We start from the raw sequence: 17448 nt of genomic DNA, 5'->3' as shown, positions 1-17448 counted from the left end.
ACGTGAAAACCTTCGACGAACTGTTCGCCGAGCTGACCGACAAGGCCGCGAGGCGTCCCGAGGGCTCGGGCACCGTTCGTGAGCTCGATGCGGGCATCCATGCCATCGGCAAGAAGATCGTCGAGGAAGCCGCCGAGGTGTGGATGGCGGCCGAGTTCCAGAGCGACGACGAGGCGGCCGAGGAGATCTCGCAGCTGCTCTACCACCTCCAGGTGATGATGGTCGCGAAGGGGCTGAGCCTTCAGGACGTGTACCGACATCTGTGAGCGCGCCGCTTCGCGCGGCTGACACCCTCACCCACGTCCGCTCACCGTAAGGAAGTCCAGCGCCCCATGCTGAAGATCGCCGTGCCCAACAAGGGCTCGCTCTCCGAGACCGCCGCCCAGATGCTCGCCGAGGCGGGCTACAACGGCCGAAAAGACCCCAAAGAACTCATCGTCGCCGACCCGGCGAACGATGTCGAGTTCTTCTACCTGCGTCCCCGCGACATCGCCACCTACGTCGGCAGCGGCGCACTCGACGTGGGCGTCACCGGCCGCGACCTGTTGCTCGACTCCGGTTCCAGCGCCCACGAGATCGACGAGCTCGGGTTCGCCGCCTCCACGTTCCGGTTCGCCGGGCCCGCGGGGCGCTGCTCCGGCGTGCGCGATCTCGAAGGCCTGCGCATCGCCACCAGCTATGACGGCCTCGTCGGCGCGTTCCTCGCGCGGGAGGGCGTCTCCGCGACGCTCGTGCGTCTCGACGGTGCCGTGGAGTCCGCGGTACGCCTCGGTGTGGCGGACGCCGTCGCCGACGTCGTCGAGACCGGCTCCACGCTGCGCAAGCAGGGCCTGGAGATCTTCGGACCCGTCATCCTGCAGTCGCAGGCCGTGCTGATCGGCGCGCCGGGGGACCCGGCACCGGGGCTCGCCACTCTGCAGCGCCGTCTGCAGGGTGTGATGGTGGCCCGGCGGTACGTGTTGATCGACTACGACCTTCCGTCGGAGCTCATCGAACGAGCCGTGGCACTCACGCCCGGTGTCGAATCGCCCACGATCTCGCCGCTGCGTGACTCCGGATGGGTAGCGGTGCGCGCCATGGTCCCGCGCAGCAGCACCAACCGCATCATGGACGACCTGTACGAGCTCGGTGCGCGCGCCATCCTCGTCACCCCGATCCACGCGGCCCGGCTCTGAGACGGACGGAGCAGACATGTCGCTCGCGATCCGCGTCATCCCGTGCCTCGACGTGGCCGACGGCCGCGTCGTCAAGGGCGTGAACTTCCAGAATCTGCGCGACGCCGGCGACCCGGTCGAGCTGGCAGCCCGGTACTACGAACAGGGTGCCGACGAGCTCACGTTCCTCGACGTCACCGCCACCGTGGAGGGCAGGGCCACCACCTACGACATGGTGCGGCGCACCGCCGAGCAGGTCTTCATCCCGCTCACGGTCGGAGGCGGCGTGCGCTCGAGCGATGACGTCGCCCGGCTGCTGGCCAGCGGCGCCGACAAGGTGGGTGTGAACAGCGCCGCCATCGCCCGCCCCGAGCTGATCGGCGAGATCTCGGAGCGGTTCGGCGACCAGGTGCTCGTGCTCTCGCTCGACGTGAAGCGGTCGCCCCGCACGGCCTCCGGCTTCGTCGTGACGACGCACGGCGGGCGAACCGAGACAGATCTGGATGCCCTGGCCTGGGCGGCGCGCGCCGTGAAGCTCGGCGCGGGAGAGCTTCTCGTGAACTCGATCGACGCCGACGGCACTAGACAAGGCTTCGACCTGGAGCTCGTGACAGCCATGCGCGACGTGAGCTCCGCACCGGTGATCGCTTCGGGCGGGGCGGGCTCGGTGGACGACTTCGCGCCCGCGGTCGCGGCCGGAGCGGATGCGGTTCTCGCGGCGAGCGTCTTCCACGACGGACTGATGACGATCGGCAACGTGAAAGCCGCGTTGCACACAGCAGGGGCCCCGGTGAGGCAATGAGTACAGGTGAAGCGATGAGTCCGGTTGAGACCATGGGCACCGGTAAAGCGCTGGGCTCGGACGCGACGAGGAACGCAGGCGCGACGAGGAACGCAGGCGCGACGATGAACGACGCGACGACCGGGATGACGCGCGCGAGCGCATCCGCGATCCTGGATCGCGTGAAATTCGACGACCGCGGGCTGGTCACCGCGGTGATCCAGGAGTGGGACAGCCGCGAGGTGCTCATGGTCGGCTGGATGGACCGTGAAGCCTTTCTGCGCACCATGACCGAGGGTCGCGTGACGTTCTGGTCGCGCTCGCGTCAGGAGTACTGGCGCAAGGGCGACACGTCCGGTCACGTGCAGTTCGTGCGCGGCGCCGCGCTGGACTGCGACGGCGACACGCTACTCGTGCGTGTGGAGCAGCTCGGCGCCGCCTGCCACACGGGAACGCGAACCTGCTTCGACACCGATCTGCTGCACCCGGTCGTGGCGGACGCCGCAGGGAAGCCCGCGTGAACACGGCGGGGACGACGACGCGCTCCGGGTTCGACGAGCTGCTGGGCACACGTCGGGTGATCCCGGTGGCGCGGGAGCTCTTCGCGGACGGCGAGACGCCCGTCGGGATCTATCGCAAGCTCGGCGCGGAGCGGCCGGGCACGTTCCTGCTCGAATCCGCCGAACAGGGTGGCATCTTCTCGCGCTACTCGTTCGTGGGGGTCGGCTCGTTCGGTGTTCTGACGCAGTCGTCGGCATCCGCGCCTGGCGAGGGCTCGGACGCCGGCTCGCTCTGGCTCGACTACGGCCTGAGTGCGCAGCGGGCCTTCGGCACGGATGCCGCAGCGCAGCTCGCGCAGACACCGTCACTCGATCTTCTCGCGCTGCTCTACGAGCGCTGGCGCTCCGACCCCGTCGACGGTCTCCCACCGCTCACCGGCGGCCTCGTCGGCTTCATCGGGTGGGAGGCCGTGCGCCAGCTGGAGCGGCTGCCCGATCAGCCGCCGGCGGAATTCGACGTGCCCTCCCAGGCGCTCTGCTTCGTCTCGGACCTCGTCGCCGTCGACCACCGGTTCGGCACGCTGCAGCTCATCACCAACGTTCTCGTGGACGACGTCGCTGCCGGAGAGCGTGTCGACCGCAGCCGCGCCGACGATCTCTGGGAGGCGGCGCAGGCCCGGCTCGACCGCATGCAGGCCGAACTCTCGCAGAACGCAGAGGCGCACCTGGAGCTGGCCGATTTCGGCATCGTTCCCGATCCGGTCTCGCGCACCCGACGCGAGGACTTCCTGGCCTCGGTCGAGTCGGCCAAAGAGCACATCCGCGCCGGCGATGTGTTCCAGGTGGTCATCTCGCAACGCTTCGAACTGCCCGTCACCGCCGATCCGCTCGACGTCTACCGAGTTCTGCGCAGCCTGAACCCGAGCCCGTACATGTATCTGCTCCAGTTGGAGCGCTCCAGCGGGGCGCCGTACACGGTCGTCGGATCGTCGCCCGAAGCTCTGGTGAAGGTGCAGGACCGGCGTGCGTTCACGCATCCCATCGCCGGTTCGCGTCCGCGCGGCGCCACCCCGGAACACGATGCCGAGCTCTCCACCGAGCTGCTTGCCGACGAGAAGGAGCGGGCGGAGCACCTCATGCTGGTGGATCTGGCGCGCAACGACCTCGCCCGGGTCTGCGTCGCGGGCTCCGTCGAGGTAACCGAGTTCATGCGCATCGAGCGGTTCAGCCACATCATGCACATCGTCTCGTCCGTCGAGGGCGATCTGCGTCCGGGATCGACAGCGATCGACGTGTTCCGCTCGACGTTCCCGGCCGGGACGCTCTCCGGCGCCCCCAAACCGCGTGCGCTGGAGATCATCGACGAGCTCGAACCCGCCCAACGCGGCGTTTACGGGGGAGTGGTCGGCTACTTCGGGTTCGGGGGCGACGCCGATCTCGCCATCGCGATCCGCACCGCCACGATCATGGACGGGCTCGCCCGCGTGCAGGCCGGAGGCGGACTCGTGGCGGACTCGATTCCCGAGAACGAGTTCGTCGAATCGCAGAACAAGGCGGCCGCGCCTTTGCGCGCGGTCGCCATCGCGAACGCCATGGAACGGGTGATCTGACAATGGCTTCCCGCCGCACGGGCTCACGCCTGAAGTACACCGCGATCCTGCTCGCCGTCCTGGCGTCCGGTCTCGCGCTCACCGCCTCGACGCAGACCTGGTTCACACTGCATCTCACGACGGCATCCGGGCACAGCGGCGCTTTGGCAGTGGCGGGTTCCAGCGCCGCTCCCGCCATCGCCGCGCTCTCGCTCGCCGGCGTCGCCTTCGGTGGCGCGCTCGCCCTGGCCGGCCGCATCCTGCGGTACGTGCTGGCGCTGCTCGGTCTGGTGCTCGCGGCGTCCATCATCGGCTCCGCGGTCACGGCCATCGCCGATCCGGCAGGTTCCGGCATCTCCGTCGTGACGAAGGCGACGGGCATCGCCGGAGACTCCGGCGTGCGCGCCGTCATCGCGAACGCGTCGTCGACCGCGTGGCCTGCCGTCGCGCTGGCTTCCGGCATCCTGCTCGCGCTCGCCGCACTCCTGGTCGCTGTCACGGCGCACCTCTGGCCGTCGACGTCGCGTCGCTACGGCGCCACGGCGGACGCCTCCGAACACCCGCGCCGCTCGGCCACCGCGGACGAGCAGAACCTCTCCGCCGCGGATCGCAAGGCCCGCGCCCGCGAGGCCGCGATCGACGACTGGGACGACCTCAGCCGCGGCGACGACCCGACGGAAGCGGAGGACATCGACGACGATGCACAGCCCGAATCATCGGATGACGCCGCGCACGGAGACGAACCGCCGGTTCGCTAGAATGGGTGCATTCCCCTCCGCGGTGAAAAACCACCGTCGGTGAAAAGCCAACCCGCAGCGGAAAGCCGACCCCCAGTGGAAAGCCAACCCCCAGTGGAAAGAGAGTCATGAGCGCTGAGTCCTCGGATCCCGGCCACGGTCACTCGCCGGCCGCCTGGACGGCCGTCATCATCATGCTGATCGGCGTCATCGTCGGAGTGTTCGCTTTCTGGTTCGACCAGCCCTGGGTGGTCGTCGGCGCGGCGGTCGTCGTGGTGCTGATCGGCCCGATCGTCGGCGCGATCATGGCGAAGGCCGGCTACGGCGTCAAGGGCCCGAAGTATCAGCCGAAGGGCCACTGAGCCTCGTGCTGCTCGCTGAGCTCGTCGGCGGGTCGGTGGAAGACGCGCGCGTGCGCGCCGCCGAGACCCCGCTCGAGTCCGTGATCGCCGCGTGCGAGAACGCACCTGCGCCTCGCGATGCGCTGACCGCCCTCGCGCCTGCGGCTGGTGTGAAGATCATCGCCGAGGTCAAGCGGGCTAGCCCGTCCCGGGGCCGGCTGGCGGACATCCCGGACCCCGCTGCCCTCGCGTCGGCCTACGAGGAGGGTGGTGCTTCCGCGATCAGCGTGCTCACCGAGCAACGTCGCTTCCTCGGCTCGCTCGACGACCTGCGCGCGGTGCGCGCGCAAGTCGGCATCCCGGTGCTCCGCAAGGACTTCATCGCCGACCCGTACCAGGTCTACGAGGCCCGCGCCGCCGGCGCGGACATCGTTCTTCTGATCGTGGCGGCGCTCGACCAGCGCACGCTCGTCTCGTTGCACGAGTTGGCTTCGAGCCTCGGGCTCACGGCGCTCGTGGAGACGCACTCGGCCGAGGAGATCTCTCGTGCCCTGGATGCCGGTGCCCGCCTCGTCGGCGTCAACGCCCGCGACCTCGACACGTTCGAGCTCGATCGTGACCTGTTCGGCTCGCTCGCCGACCGCATCCCCGCGGGCGTGACAAGAGTGGCCGAGTCGGCCGTGCTGAGCCCCGATGATGTGCGGCACTATCGGGAGGCAGGCGCCGATGTCGTACTCGTCGGCGAGGCTCTCGTCACCGGCGACCCGACGGCACGGCTCGCCGAGTTCCTTGCCGCCTAGCTGGCGAACCCCGCGCGGGCGGAGCGCCCAGACCCACCGGCCTCGTGCCGGACAACCTTCGACACAGACAACCTTCGACACAGGGGAGTGACCATGGCCCTCCGCGACCAGATCGGTCCCGACTTCGGCGACTACGGCGGCAGGTACATGCCGGAATCGCTCATCGCGACGCTCGATGAGCTCTCGGCGGAGTACGAGGCGGCGAAACAGGATCCGGCGTTCGCGGCGGAGCTGGCACGACTGCAGGCCACGTACACCGGCCGACCGTCCATCATCACCGAGGCGCCCCGGTTCGCGGAGCATGCCGGCGGTGCGCGCATCATCCTCAAGCGCGAAGACCTGAATCACACCGGCTCGCACAAGATCAACAACGTGCTCGGCCAGGCGCTCCTCGTCCGGCGCCTGGGCAAGACGCGGCTGATCGCCGAGACGGGCGCGGGCCAGCACGGCGTCGCCACCGCGACCGCCGCCGCCCTGTTCGGCATGGAGTGCACCATCTACATGGGCGAGGTCGACACGAAGCGCCAGGCGCTCAACGTCGCCCGCATGCGGCTGTTGGGCGCCGAGGTCGTCCCGGTGAAGACGGGCTCGCGCACGCTGAAGGATGCCATCAACGAGGCGTTCCGGGACTGGGTCGCCAACGCCGACTCCACGCACTACCTGCTCGGCACGGTGAACGGGCCGCATCCGTTTCCGACCATGGTGCGCGACTTCCACAAGGTCATCGGCGAGGAGGCCCGCCGCCAGGTGCTGGAGTTGACCGGAAGGCTGCCCGACGCGGTCGCGGCGTGCGTCGGAGGAGGGTCGAACGCGATCGGCATCTTCCATGCCTTCCTCGACGACGCCGACGTGCAGCTCTACGGCTTCGAGCCGGGCGGCCACGGCATCGCCAGCGGCAAGCACGGCGCTACGCTCAGCCAGGGCACGCCGGGCATCCTGCACGGCACCAAGACCTACGTTCTGCAAGACGCCGACGGCCAGACGATGGAGTCGCACTCCATCTCCGCCGGCCTCGACTACCCGGGGGTGGGACCGGAGCACGCCTGGCTGCGCGACATCGGACGGGCCAGTTACCTGCCGATCACCGACGACGAGGCGATGAGCGCGTTCCGACTGCTCTGCCGCACGGAGGGCATCCTGCCGGCCATCGAATCGTCGCACGCCCTTGCCGGCGCCATCGACCTCGGCAAGAAGCTGGGTCGGGACGCCGTCATCCTGGTGAATCTCTCGGGCCGCGGCGACAAAGACGTCGAGACTGCGGGGGCGTACTTCGGCGTGCTCAACGGCGAAGCAGCCACCGAATCGCCCGCCGACGCCGAGGAAGCACAGTCATGACCGAGGTCGCCCTCACCCACGTCGACTCCGCGATCGCCCGAGCGAACGCCGAGCGTCGCGGTGCTTTGATCGGCTACCTGCCGGTCGGCTTTCCCGACCTGGCCACGAGCATCGACGCTGCCGTCGCGCTGGCGGAGAACGGCGCTGACGTGCTCGAACTCGGCCTGCCCTACTCCGACCCCGTGATGGACGGTCCGGTCATCCAGGCGGCCGCGCAGAGTGCACTGCACGCGGGGTTCCGCGTGCGGGATGTCTTCACCGCCGTGCGCGAGATCCGCGCCCGCGTCGACGTTCCCGCGCTCGTCATGACCTATTGGAACCCCGTCGTGCAGTTCGGCGTCGATCGTTTCGCCGACGAACTGGCCGCTGCTGGCGGCAGCGGGCTGATCACTCCCGACATCACGCCGGACTCGGCAGCGGAATGGGTGGCCGCGAGCGAGCGCACGGGCCTGGACCGGGTGTTCCTCTCCGCGCCGACATCGAGCGACGCACGTCTGAGAATGGCCGCAGATTCCTCGCGCGGCTTCGTCTACGCGGTCTCGACGATGGGCATCACCGGGGAGCGCACAGACGTGGACGCCGCGGCGCGCACTCTGGTGGCACGTCTTCGCAACGCGGGTGCCGCCACGGTGTGCGTGGGCATCGGCATCTCGACCGGGGAACAGGTGCGCGAGGTCGTCGGCTACGCCGACGGCGCGATCGTCGGCTCCGCCCTGGTGCACGCCCTCGCCGACGGCGGGGTGCGCGGCGTGGCCGAGGTGGCGGCAGCGCTCTCCGCCGGAACCAGGGCCTGAGCGCCCTAGACTAAGTTGGCCGTGGCGCCGTCGGCGCCGCATCGTGAGACGGACCGCGCCGTCCGGACGAAAGGGAACCCGACAGGTGATCGCACCGCTCAGCATTCCGAGCCCGCCCATCTCTTGGCAGTCGATCCCGATCGACCTGTTCGGGTTCCACTGGGAGATCCGCACCTATGCTCTGATCATCCTGGTGGGCATCATCATCTGCACGATCTGGACCTCGCGCCGTCTCACCCGTCGCGGCGGTGAGCCCGGCGTCGTCATCGACTTCCTCATCTGGGCCGTCGTACTCGGCCTCATCGGTGCCCGCCTGTACCACGTCGTCACCCACCCGCACGACTACTTCTACCCCGGTGCCAATCCGTGGCGCATCCTGTTCATCTGGGAGGGCGGCAACGCCATCTTCGGATCGCTCATCGGGGGAGCGCTCGGCGCGTTCATCGCCAGCAAACAGACCGGTGTGCGCTTCCTCTCCTTCGCGGACGCCCTCGCTCCCGGACTTCTGCTCGCCCAGGCCATCGGCCGTCTCGGCAACTACGTCAACCACGAGCTCTACGGCCTGCCCACCAACCTCCCCTGGGGTCTGCAGATCGAGAGCTCGAACGCCGCGTTCCCCACGGGCCTCGCCGACGGCACCCTGTTCCAGCCGCTGTTCCTCTACGAGATGATCTGGAACGTCATCGGTGTGATCGTGCTCCTCGCGCTGGAGAAGAAGTTCCGTTGGCGCTGGGGCAAGATGTTCGCCGGCTACCTCATGTGGTACGGCCTCGGTCGCAGCTACCTCGAGTCGATTCGCATCGATCCGAGCGAATATTCCTTCCTCAGCATCCCGTTCAACGTCTGGGCGGCGTTCGGGGCTGTCGTGCTGGGGCTCATCATCTTCATCGCGCAGTCCCGCAGACATCCCGGCGTCGAGCTCAGCGTGTACCTGCCCGGTCGTGAATGGAACAGGACCGATGCTGCGGTAGACTCATTCGACACCGATCCCGACGACGAGCACGACGACCACGACGCCGCCTCTGCCGACGGTGGATCGGGCGAATCCACGGCCGCAGCCACAAGCTCTGCCGGCTGAACCCTCGAACACGGCGATCCCGGCAGCGAACCCCTCCTGTCCCTACGGGCCGACGTCGTCCCGCCCCCTTCATCATGCGAGGACGGTACTCATGGCGCACAGCCACCCGTTTTCCCGGTTCAGCGCAGTTCCCGGCCCGCAGGGTCTCTACGACCCGGCCGCTGAACGCGACGCCTGTGGCCTGGCGATGGTCGCGACCCTGCGCGGCACTGCCGGGCACGACATCATCGACCACGCGCTGAACGCCCTGCGCAACCTCGAGCACCGCGGTGCCGTGGGAAGCGACGCGGGCACCGGTGACGGGGCGGGCATCCTGACGCAGATCCCGGACGCCTTCCTGCGCGCGGTCGTCGACTTCGAGCTGCCGCACGTCGGCCGTTACGCGGTCGGCAATGTGTTCCTGCCGCTGAACGACGACGAGCGCGAGTCCGAGAAGTCCGCCATCGAGAACATCGCCGTGCAGGAGGGCCTGCGCGTGCTCGGCTGGCGCCGGGTTCCGGTGCGTCCGGACGAGATCGGCACGCTGGCCCGTGACGCGATGCCGGCGCTCGAGCAGTTCTTCGTCGACAGCGAGCTCCCCGACGAGAACGGCGCGCCCCGCGCAGGCATCGCGCTCGACCGTCTGACCTTCCGCCTCCGCAAGCGTGTCGAGCGGGAATTGGATGTCTACTTCAGCTCGCTCTCCAGCCGCACCCTGGTCTACAAGGGCATGGTCACGACGCTTCAGCTCGAGCCGTTCTATCCGGATCTCTCCGACGAGCGGTTCGCCTCGAAGCTCGCGCTGGTGCACTCGCGATACTCCACGAACACGTTCCCGTCGTGGCCGCTGGCCCAGCCGTTCCGCATGATCGCGCACAACGGCGAGATCAACACCGTGCAGGGCAACCGCAACTGGATGCGCGCGCGCCAGTCTCAGCTGCACAGCGAGCTGCTCGGCGATCTGAAGCCGTTGCTTCCGATCGTCACACCCGGTGCCAGCGACTCCGCCTCGTTCGACGAGGTCGTGGAGCTGCTCACCCTGAGTGGGCGGTCCCTGCCGCACGCCATCATGATGATGGTGCCGGAGGCATGGGAGAAGCAGACCGAGATCGACCCGGCCCGCCGCGCGTTCTACGAGTACCACTCCATGCTCATGGAGCCGTGGGACGGCCCGGCCGCCCTCGTTTTCACCGACGGCGCGCTCGTGGGTGCCACGCTCGACCGCAACGGCCTGCGTCCTGGGCGCTATCTGATCACGGACGACGGACTCGTCGTGCTCGGCAGCGAGACCGGGGTGCTCGACATCGAGCCGAGCCGCGTCGTGCGCAAGGGCCGCCTGCGCCCCGGCAAGATGTTCCTCGTCGACACCGTAGAAGGCCGCCTCGTCGAAGACGACGAGATCAAGTCGTCGCTGGCCGCGGCCTCGCCGTACGGCGAGTGGTTGGATGCCGGCCGCATCAACCTCAAGGACCTCCCGGAGCGCGAGCACATCGTCCACACTCCGGCGTCGGTCACCCGACGTCAGCGCACGTTCGGGTACACCGAAGAAGAGGTGCGCATCCTCCTCACGCCGATGGCGATCAACGGTGCGGAGCCGATCGGGGCGATGGGCACCGACACGCCGATCGCCGTGCTGTCCACGCGGCCGAGACTGCTGTTCGACTACTTCACGCAGCAGTTCGCGCAGGTCACGAACCCGCCGCTGGACTCCATCCGCGAAGAGGTAGTCACCTCGCTGAGTCTCGGCCTCGGGCCGGAGCACAATCTGCTCGAGCCCGGGCCGGAGCACACCCATCAGGTCGTGCTCGACTTTCCCGTCATCGACAACGACGAGCTGGCCAAGATCCAGCACATCGACCCGCGACCCGGCGGCGGCACCACGGTCACCGTGCGCGGCCTGTACCGGTTCGACGCCGGCGAGGACGCGATGGAGCGCCGCCTCGACGAGATGTGCCAGGAGGTCAGCGACGCCATCGCCGGCGGCGCCGAGTTCATCGTGCTCAGCGACCGCGACTCCGACAAAGACCTGGCGCCGATCCCGTCGCTGCTGATGCTCTCCGCGGTGCACCACCACCTGATCCGCACCGAGAACCGGCTCAAGGTCGGCATCGTCGTCGAGGCCGGTGACGTGCGCGAGGTGCACCATGTGGCGCTGCTGATCGGCTACGGTGCGAGCGCGGTGAATCCGTACCTCGCCATGGAGACATGCGAAGACCTCGTGCGCAGCGGCATGATCACAGGCATCTCCAGCGAGAAGGCCGTGCGAAACCTCATCAAGGCGCTCGGTAAGGGCGTGCTGAAGATCATGTCGAAGATGGGCATCTCCACCGTGTCGTCGTACGCGGGCGCGCAGGCGTTCGAGGCCGTCGGCCTGTCGCAGACGTTCATCGACCGCTACTTCACCGGCACCACCTCCAAGCTCGGCGGCGTCGGCATCGATGTCATCTCCGCCGAGAACCTCGCCCGGCACCTTTCGGCCTACCCGCCTGAGGGGGCTGTGCACGCGCACGAGAGGATGGCCACCGGCGGCGAGTACTCGTGGCGTCGCGACGGCGCTCCCCACCTCTTCAACCCGGAGACCGTCTTCCGGCTGCAGCATTCCACGCGCAACCGGCGGTTCGACATCTTCCGCGAGTACACCAAGCTCGTGAACGACCAGGCCGAGCAGCTGATGACGCTGCGCGGCATGTTCACGCTGCGGTCGGGTGTTCGCCCGGCGGTTCCGATCGACGAGGTCGAGCCGGTCAGCGAGATCGTGAAGCGCTTCTCGACCGGCGCGATGAGCTACGGTTCCATCTCGCGCGAGGCCCACGAGACGCTGGCGATCGCCATGAACCGCCTCGGCGGAAAGTCGAACACCGGCGAGGGCGGCGAGGACATCGACCGTCTGCTCGACCCGACGCGGCGCAGCGCGATCAAGCAGGTCGCCTCCGGCCGCTTCGGCGTGACGAGCATGTACCTTTCGAACGCCAGCGACCTGCAGATCAAGCTCGCGCAGGGCGCGAAGCCCGGCGAGGGCGGTCAGCTGCCGCCGGCGAAGGTGTACCCGTGGATCGCCCGCACCCGACACGCGACCGCCGGCGTCGGCCTCATCTCGCCGCCGCCGCACCACGACATCTATTCGATCGAGGATCTCAAGCAGCTCATCTACGACCTCAAGCGCGCGAACCCGCAGGCCCGCGTGCACGTCAAGCTGGTGAGCGAGACGGGCATCGGCGCCGTCGCGGCGGGCACGGCCAAGGCCCTCGCCGACGTCATCCTGGTCTCCGGGCACGACGGTGGCACCGGAGCGAGCCCGCTGAACTCGCTCAAGCACGCGGGAACGCCGTGGGAGCTCGGCCTCGCCGAGACGCAGCAGACGCTCATGCTCAACGGGCTGCGCGACCGCGTCGTGGTGCAGGTCGACGGGCAGCTCAAGACCGGCCGTGACGTCATCGTCGGCATGCTCCTCGGGGCCGAGGAGTTCGGGTTCGCCACCACCGCCCTGGTGGTGGAGGGCTGCATCATGATGCGCAAGTGCCATCTGGACACTTGCCCTGTCGGTGTGGCCACCCAGAACCCTCTGCTGCGCCAGCGCTTCAGCGGCAAACCCGAATTCGTCGTGAACTTCTTCGAGTTCATCGCGCAAGAGGTGCGCGAGTACCTCGCCGAACTGGGGTTCCGGAGCATCGAAGAGGCCGTCGGACACGTGGAACTGCTCGACGTGCAGAACGCGATCGACCACTGGAAGGCATCCGGTCTCGATCTCAGTCCCGTGCTGCACGGACCGGAGTTCGCCGAGGATGCCCCGCGCCGCCACCTGCGCAACCAGGATCACGAGATCGAGAAGCACTTCGACAACCAGCTCATCGAGCGCGCGGCCGACGTGCTGGAGAACGGCGGGCACATCGAGATCGACCTCCCGATCCGCAACACGGCACGCGCCGTCGGCACGCTTCTGGGCCACGAGGTCACGGTGCGTCACGGCGAGCACGGGCTGCCGGACGGCTCGATCGACATCACTCTGACCGGCTCGGCCGGACAGTCCTTCGGGGCTTTCGTTCCCAGCGGCATCACGCTTCGTCTGCAGGGAGACTCGAATGACTACGTTGCCAAGGGTCTCTCCGGCGGCCGCATCATCGTGCGCCCCGACCGTTCCAGCGTCTTCCCGGCACACCGCAACGTGATCGCCGGCAACGTGATCGGCTACGGCGCCACGCAGGGCAGCCTGTTCATCCGCGGCATCGTGGGGGAGCGGTTCCTGGTGCGCAACTCCGGCGCCTCCGCCGTCGTCGAGGGTGTCGGCGACCACGCGCTGGAGTACATGACCGGCGGCCTCGCACTGATCCTCGGCACGACCGGCCGCAACCTCGGGGCCGGCATGTCCGGTGGAACCGCCTACGTGCTGGATCTCCGCGAGGAGCGCGTGAACCGTGAGGCCATCGCCGCCGGTGAGCTACAGCTCCTGCCGCTCGGCAGCGGCGACATCGAGATCGTCCGCGACCTGCTCGAGCAGCACGTCGCGGAGACCGGATCCACTGTCGCGAGCAAATTGCTCGAGGATCTCGAGGCGACGTCCGCGCGCTTCACGAAGGTGCTGCCGCGCGACTACGCCGCCGTGCTCGAAACCCGCAAGAACGCCGTCGACGAGGGACTCGATCCCGATGGCGATGTCGTCTGGAACAGGATCATGGAGGTGACCGGCGGATGAGGCTGTCTGACCCGAAGGGCTTCCCGCCCTACGACGAGGGAGTTTCTTGTGGCTGACCCGAAGGGCTTTCTGAAGGTCACGGAGCGCGAGCTGCCCAAGCGGCGGCCAGTCTCCGTGCGTCTGATGGACTGGAAAGAGGTCTACGAGCCCAGTGACCCGGCCCAGCTGCGGCGACAGGCGGGCCGCTGCATGGACTGCGGTGTGCCGTTCTGCCATCAGGGATGTCCGCTGGGCAACCTGATCCCGGAATGGAACGACCTGATGTGGCGCGGTGAGGGCCGCCAGGCCATCGACCGCCTGCACGCGACGAACAACTTCCCGGAGTTCACCGGCCGCCTCTGCCCGGCCCCGTGCGAGGACTCGTGCGTGCTGGGGATCAACCAGCCTCCGGTCACCATCAAGCAGATCGAGCACGACATCATCGATCAGGCGTGGGCCAACGGCTGGGTGCAGCCGCATCCGCCGCAGCGCCTGACCGGCAAGACCGTCGCGGTCGTGGGATCGGGCCCCGCCGGCCTCGCCGCCGCCCAGCAGCTCACCCGCGCCGGCCACACGGTGGCCGTGTACGAGCGCGACGATCGGATCGGCGGACTGCTGCGTTACGGCATCCCGGACTTCAAGCTCGAGAAGAAGACCATCGAGGCCAGGCTCGGGCAGATGACCGCGGAGGGCACGCGATTCCGCGCCGGCGTGAACATCGGCGTCGACATCAGCTGGCCCGACCTGCGTGCCCGATACGATGCCGTGGTCGTCGCGACCGGCGCCATGGTGCCGCGCGACCTGCCCATCCCCGGTCGCGACCTCGCGGGCGTGCACTTCGCGATGGATTACCTCGTGCAGCAGAACAGGGTCGGCGCCGGGGACTCGGTTCCCACGCAGATCACGGCGGAGGGGAAGCACGTCGTCGTCCTCGGCGGCGGCGACACCGGCTCCGACTGCATCGGCACCGCCCACCGGCAAAAGGCCGCCTCGGTGACGAATCTCGCGATCGGCAAGCTGCCGCCGAGCGAGCGGCCGGCGCACCAGCCCTGGCCGATGACGCCGACGCTCTTCCAGGTCCAGACCTCGCACGAAGAGGGCGGCAAGCGCGAGTTCCTCGCCTCGACCGTCGAGTTCGTCGGCAACGAGGTCGGCGAGGTGGTCGCGGTGCGGGTCGCCGAGACCGAGTACCTCGACGGCCGCCGCGTGCCGAAGGCCGGAACGGAACGCGAGATCCCCGCCGACCTCGTGCTGCTCGCCCTCGGATTCACCGGACCGGAGCAGGACACACTGTCGGAGCAGTTCGATCTGTCGTTCGACGATCGCGGCAACCTGGGACGCGACGGCGACTACCAGACCGGACAGCCGGGTGTGTTCGTGGCCGGCGACGCCGGACGCGGTCAGTCGCTCATCGTGTGGGCCATCGCGGAGGGCCGGGCTGCGGCGTCCGCCGTAGACCGGTATCTTGAGGGGGACACCGAGCTTCCGTTCCCGGTCAAGCCGACCGACCGCGGTATCACCATCTAGCCACTGCACACCGGCCTTCGGGCCGTGACCCGTGCGTTCGGCGCATTGAAGATCGAGAGTACGAAATAAAACCCATGAGACGAGCCAAGATCGTCGCCACGCTGGGCCCCGCAACGGCCAGCTACGAAAACATCCGCGCCATCATCGATGCCGGCGTCGACGTCGCCCGCATGAACCTGAGCCACGGCACCTACGACGTGCACGAGGCCGTCTATGCGAACGTGCGCCGAGCCGCCGAGGACTCCGGCCGTGACATCGCCGTGATGGTCGACCTGCAGGGACCGAAGATTCGTCTCGGCAAGTTCGAGAGCGGCCCGTATGAACTCGCCGAGGGCGACATCTTCACGATCACGACCGAGGACGTCCTCGGCAACAAGGAGATCTCCTCGACCACGTTCAAGGGCCTCCCGAACGACGTGAAGGCGGGCGATCCGCTCCTCATCGACGACGGCAAGGTCACGCTGCGCGTGCTGGAGACCGACGGCGTGCGGGTGAAGACCGAGGTCGTCGTGCCCGGTCCCGTGTCGAACAACAAGGGCATCAACCTGCCGGGTGTCGCCGTGAACGTCCCCGCGCTGAGCGAGAAGGACGAGGCGGACCTTCGCTGGGGTCTGAAGCTCGGCGCCGACTACATCGCGCTCTCGTTCGTCCGCAACGCGGCCGACATCGAGCGCGTGCACGAGATCATGGCCGAGGAGGGGCGCCGTCTTCCCGTCATCGCGAAGGTGGAGAAGCCGCAGGCGGTCGACGCGCTCGAGGAGATCGTCGACGCTTTCGACGCCATCATGGTGGCCCGTGGCGACCTCGGCGTCGAGCTCCCGCTCGAGGCGGTCCCGATCGTGCAGAAGCGCGCCGTCGAGATCGCGCGCCGCATGGCGAAGCCCGTCATCGTCGCGACGCAGGTGCTGGAATCGATGATCACCAGCCCGCGGCCGACCCGGGCCGAGGCATCCGACTGCGCCAACGCGGTCCTCGACGGAACCGATGCCGTCATGCTCTCCGGCGAGACCAGTGTGGGCGAGTACCCCGTGGTCACCGTGCAGACCATGGCCCGCATCATCGAGTCGACCGAGGAGCACGGCCTCGAGCGCATCCTGCCGCTCGGCACCACCCCGCGCACCCAGGGCGGTGCCATCACCCTGGCCGCCGCCGAGGTCGCGAACTTCGTCGACGCCAAGTACCTCTGCGTGTTCACCGAGTCGGGTGACTCTGCGCGCCGCATGTCGCGCCTGCGCTCCAAGATCCCGATGAAGGCGTTCACGACGAACGAGGGCATCCGCCGCCGCCTGGCGCTCACCTGGGGTATCGAGGCGTTCCTGGTCGACCGCGTCACGCACACCGACCAGATGATGGGACAGGTCGATGACGTGCTGATCGGCCAGGGCCTCGCCGAGGTCGGAGACAAGGTCGTCGTCATCTCCGGATCGCCTCCCGGAATCTCCGGCTCCACGAACGACGTGCGCGTGCACGTCGTCGGCGATGTCCACAACGAGGCCGCCCCGGCATACGCTGCGCTGAAGTAGCGCCATCACAGGCCGAGCAGCGACCTCACCTCGCCGTCCGTGGTCTGCGTGAAGTCGCGATACCACTGACCGATCGCGAAGAACCGAGTCGGGCGCGCGACGCACACGAACGTGTCCGCGTCGACGCCCGGCTGCGGTGTCCAGTCCGGCGGGGCCACGGGCACCGCCAGCACCACGGATGCCGCCCCCTGCGCCCGCGCCACTGCGCACGCGGCACGAGCGGTCGACCCGGTGGCGAGCCCGTCGTCCACCACGACCGCCGTCGCCCCGTCCAGCGGCACCGGATGCCTGTCCTCCCGATACACGCGCACCCGTCGCTCCAGCTCGGCCCGCTCCCGTCTTTCGACGCCCGCGACCTCCTGCTCGCTGACTCCCATCGCCCGCATCAGGTGCTCGTCGAGAAGGCGCACGTGCTCGCCGATCGCCCCCATCGCGACCTCCTCGTTGCGCGGGAGCCCGAGCTTGCGCACCAGGATCACGTCGAGCGGGGCGCCCAGAGCCCGCGCCACCTCGGCGGCCACCGGGACCCCGCCACGAGGAATGCCCAACACGACGGGGCGAGGCCAGGAGTCTCGATGGGCGGAGCAGGCAGTGGCGAGCCGGCGGCCGGCATCCACTCGATCCTCGAAGATCACCGCCAC

General features: G+C 68.7%; 15 protein-coding genes. 14 read left to right on the top strand and 1 reads right to left on the bottom strand.

Annotated elements, in window-relative coordinates:
• The first annotated feature begins 2 nt into the window (after window positions 1-2).
• The 14 genes from H623_RS0102680 (at window position 3) to pyk (ending at window position 16807) form a co-directional block, all read left to right on the top strand.
• A complete protein-coding gene (locus H623_RS0102680) occupies window positions 3-266 on the top strand; it encodes a phosphoribosyl-ATP diphosphatase (RefSeq protein ID WP_022899404.1) in 264 nt (87 codons plus the stop codon).
• Between the two features lie 66 nt (window positions 267-332).
• On the top strand, window positions 333-1175 hold the full coding sequence (gene hisG, locus H623_RS0102675; RefSeq protein ID WP_022899403.1) for an ATP phosphoribosyltransferase: 843 nt from the start codon (window positions 333-335) through the stop codon (window positions 1173-1175).
• 16 nt (window positions 1176-1191) lie between these two features.
• The gene (gene hisF / locus H623_RS0102670) at window positions 1192-1956 is read left to right on the top strand and encodes an imidazole glycerol phosphate synthase subunit HisF (RefSeq protein WP_022899402.1); all 765 of its coding nucleotides are present in this window, start codon (window positions 1192-1194) and stop codon (window positions 1954-1956) included.
• Between the two features lie 125 nt (window positions 1957-2081).
• Entirely contained in the window at window positions 2082-2456 is a 375-nt protein-coding gene (gene hisI, locus H623_RS0102665) for a phosphoribosyl-AMP cyclohydrolase (protein ID WP_026939831.1), read from the top strand.
• Window positions 2453-4045, top strand: a complete 1593-nt coding sequence (locus H623_RS0102660) for an anthranilate synthase component I (RefSeq protein ID WP_022899400.1) — start codon at window positions 2453-2455, stop codon at window positions 4043-4045. Before hisI ends, H623_RS0102660 begins: the two co-directional genes overlap by 4 nt.
• A gap of 2 nt (window positions 4046-4047) precedes the next feature.
• Window positions 4048-4782 carry a Trp biosynthesis-associated membrane protein gene (locus tag H623_RS17390; protein ID WP_022899399.1) on the top strand — a complete coding sequence of 245 codons (735 nt, stop codon included), beginning with the start codon at window positions 4048-4050 and terminating at the stop codon, window positions 4780-4782.
• Between the two features lie 107 nt (window positions 4783-4889).
• Window positions 4890-5123 (top strand): DUF6704 family protein, encoded by a 234-nt coding sequence (locus H623_RS0102650; RefSeq protein ID WP_022899398.1) that lies wholly within the window; start codon window positions 4890-4892, stop codon window positions 5121-5123.
• 8 nt (window positions 5124-5131) lie between these two features.
• Window positions 5132-5902: an indole-3-glycerol phosphate synthase TrpC gene (trpC, locus tag H623_RS22025; protein ID WP_026939830.1), complete on the top strand. Its 771-nt coding sequence runs from the start codon at window positions 5132-5134 to the stop codon at window positions 5900-5902.
• A gap of 93 nt (window positions 5903-5995) precedes the next feature.
• A complete protein-coding gene (gene trpB / locus H623_RS22020) occupies window positions 5996-7237 on the top strand; it encodes a tryptophan synthase subunit beta (protein WP_022899396.1) in 1242 nt (413 codons plus the stop codon).
• Window positions 7234-8031 carry a tryptophan synthase subunit alpha gene (gene trpA, locus H623_RS0102635; protein WP_022899395.1) on the top strand — a complete coding sequence of 266 codons (798 nt, stop codon included), beginning with the start codon at window positions 7234-7236 and terminating at the stop codon, window positions 8029-8031. The genes trpB and trpA overlap by 4 nt, the downstream gene beginning before the upstream one ends.
• A gap of 85 nt (window positions 8032-8116) precedes the next feature.
• Window positions 8117-9109, top strand: a complete 993-nt coding sequence (gene lgt / locus H623_RS0102630) for a prolipoprotein diacylglyceryl transferase (RefSeq protein ID WP_022899394.1) — start codon at window positions 8117-8119, stop codon at window positions 9107-9109.
• 91 nt (window positions 9110-9200) lie between these two features.
• Window positions 9201-13778 (top strand): glutamate synthase large subunit, encoded by a 4578-nt coding sequence (gltB, locus tag H623_RS0102625; protein ID WP_022899393.1) that lies wholly within the window; start codon window positions 9201-9203, stop codon window positions 13776-13778.
• Window positions 13779-13826: 48 nt separating this feature from the next.
• Entirely contained in the window at window positions 13827-15284 is a 1458-nt protein-coding gene (locus tag H623_RS0102620) for a glutamate synthase subunit beta (RefSeq protein ID WP_022899392.1), read from the top strand.
• Window positions 15285-15358: 74 nt separating this feature from the next.
• Window positions 15359-16807 carry a pyruvate kinase gene (pyk, locus tag H623_RS0102615; RefSeq protein WP_022899391.1) on the top strand — a complete coding sequence of 483 codons (1449 nt, stop codon included), beginning with the start codon at window positions 15359-15361 and terminating at the stop codon, window positions 16805-16807.
• Between the two features lie 5 nt (window positions 16808-16812).
• Here pyk and H623_RS17385 read toward each other — a convergent pair whose 3' ends face one another.
• Window positions 16813-17442, bottom strand: a complete 630-nt coding sequence (locus H623_RS17385; RefSeq protein WP_051143069.1) for a phosphoribosyltransferase — start codon at window positions 17440-17442, stop codon at window positions 16813-16815.
• Between the last annotated feature and the right edge of the window lie 6 nt (window positions 17443-17448).

It is taken from the genome of Humibacter albus DSM 18994 (genome assembly GCF_000421825.1).
GTDB lineage: Bacteria > Actinomycetota > Actinomycetes > Actinomycetales > Microbacteriaceae > Humibacter > Humibacter albus.
Note: the sequence above shows the minus strand (reverse complement) of the source record. Positions and strands in the feature narration are given on the sequence as shown.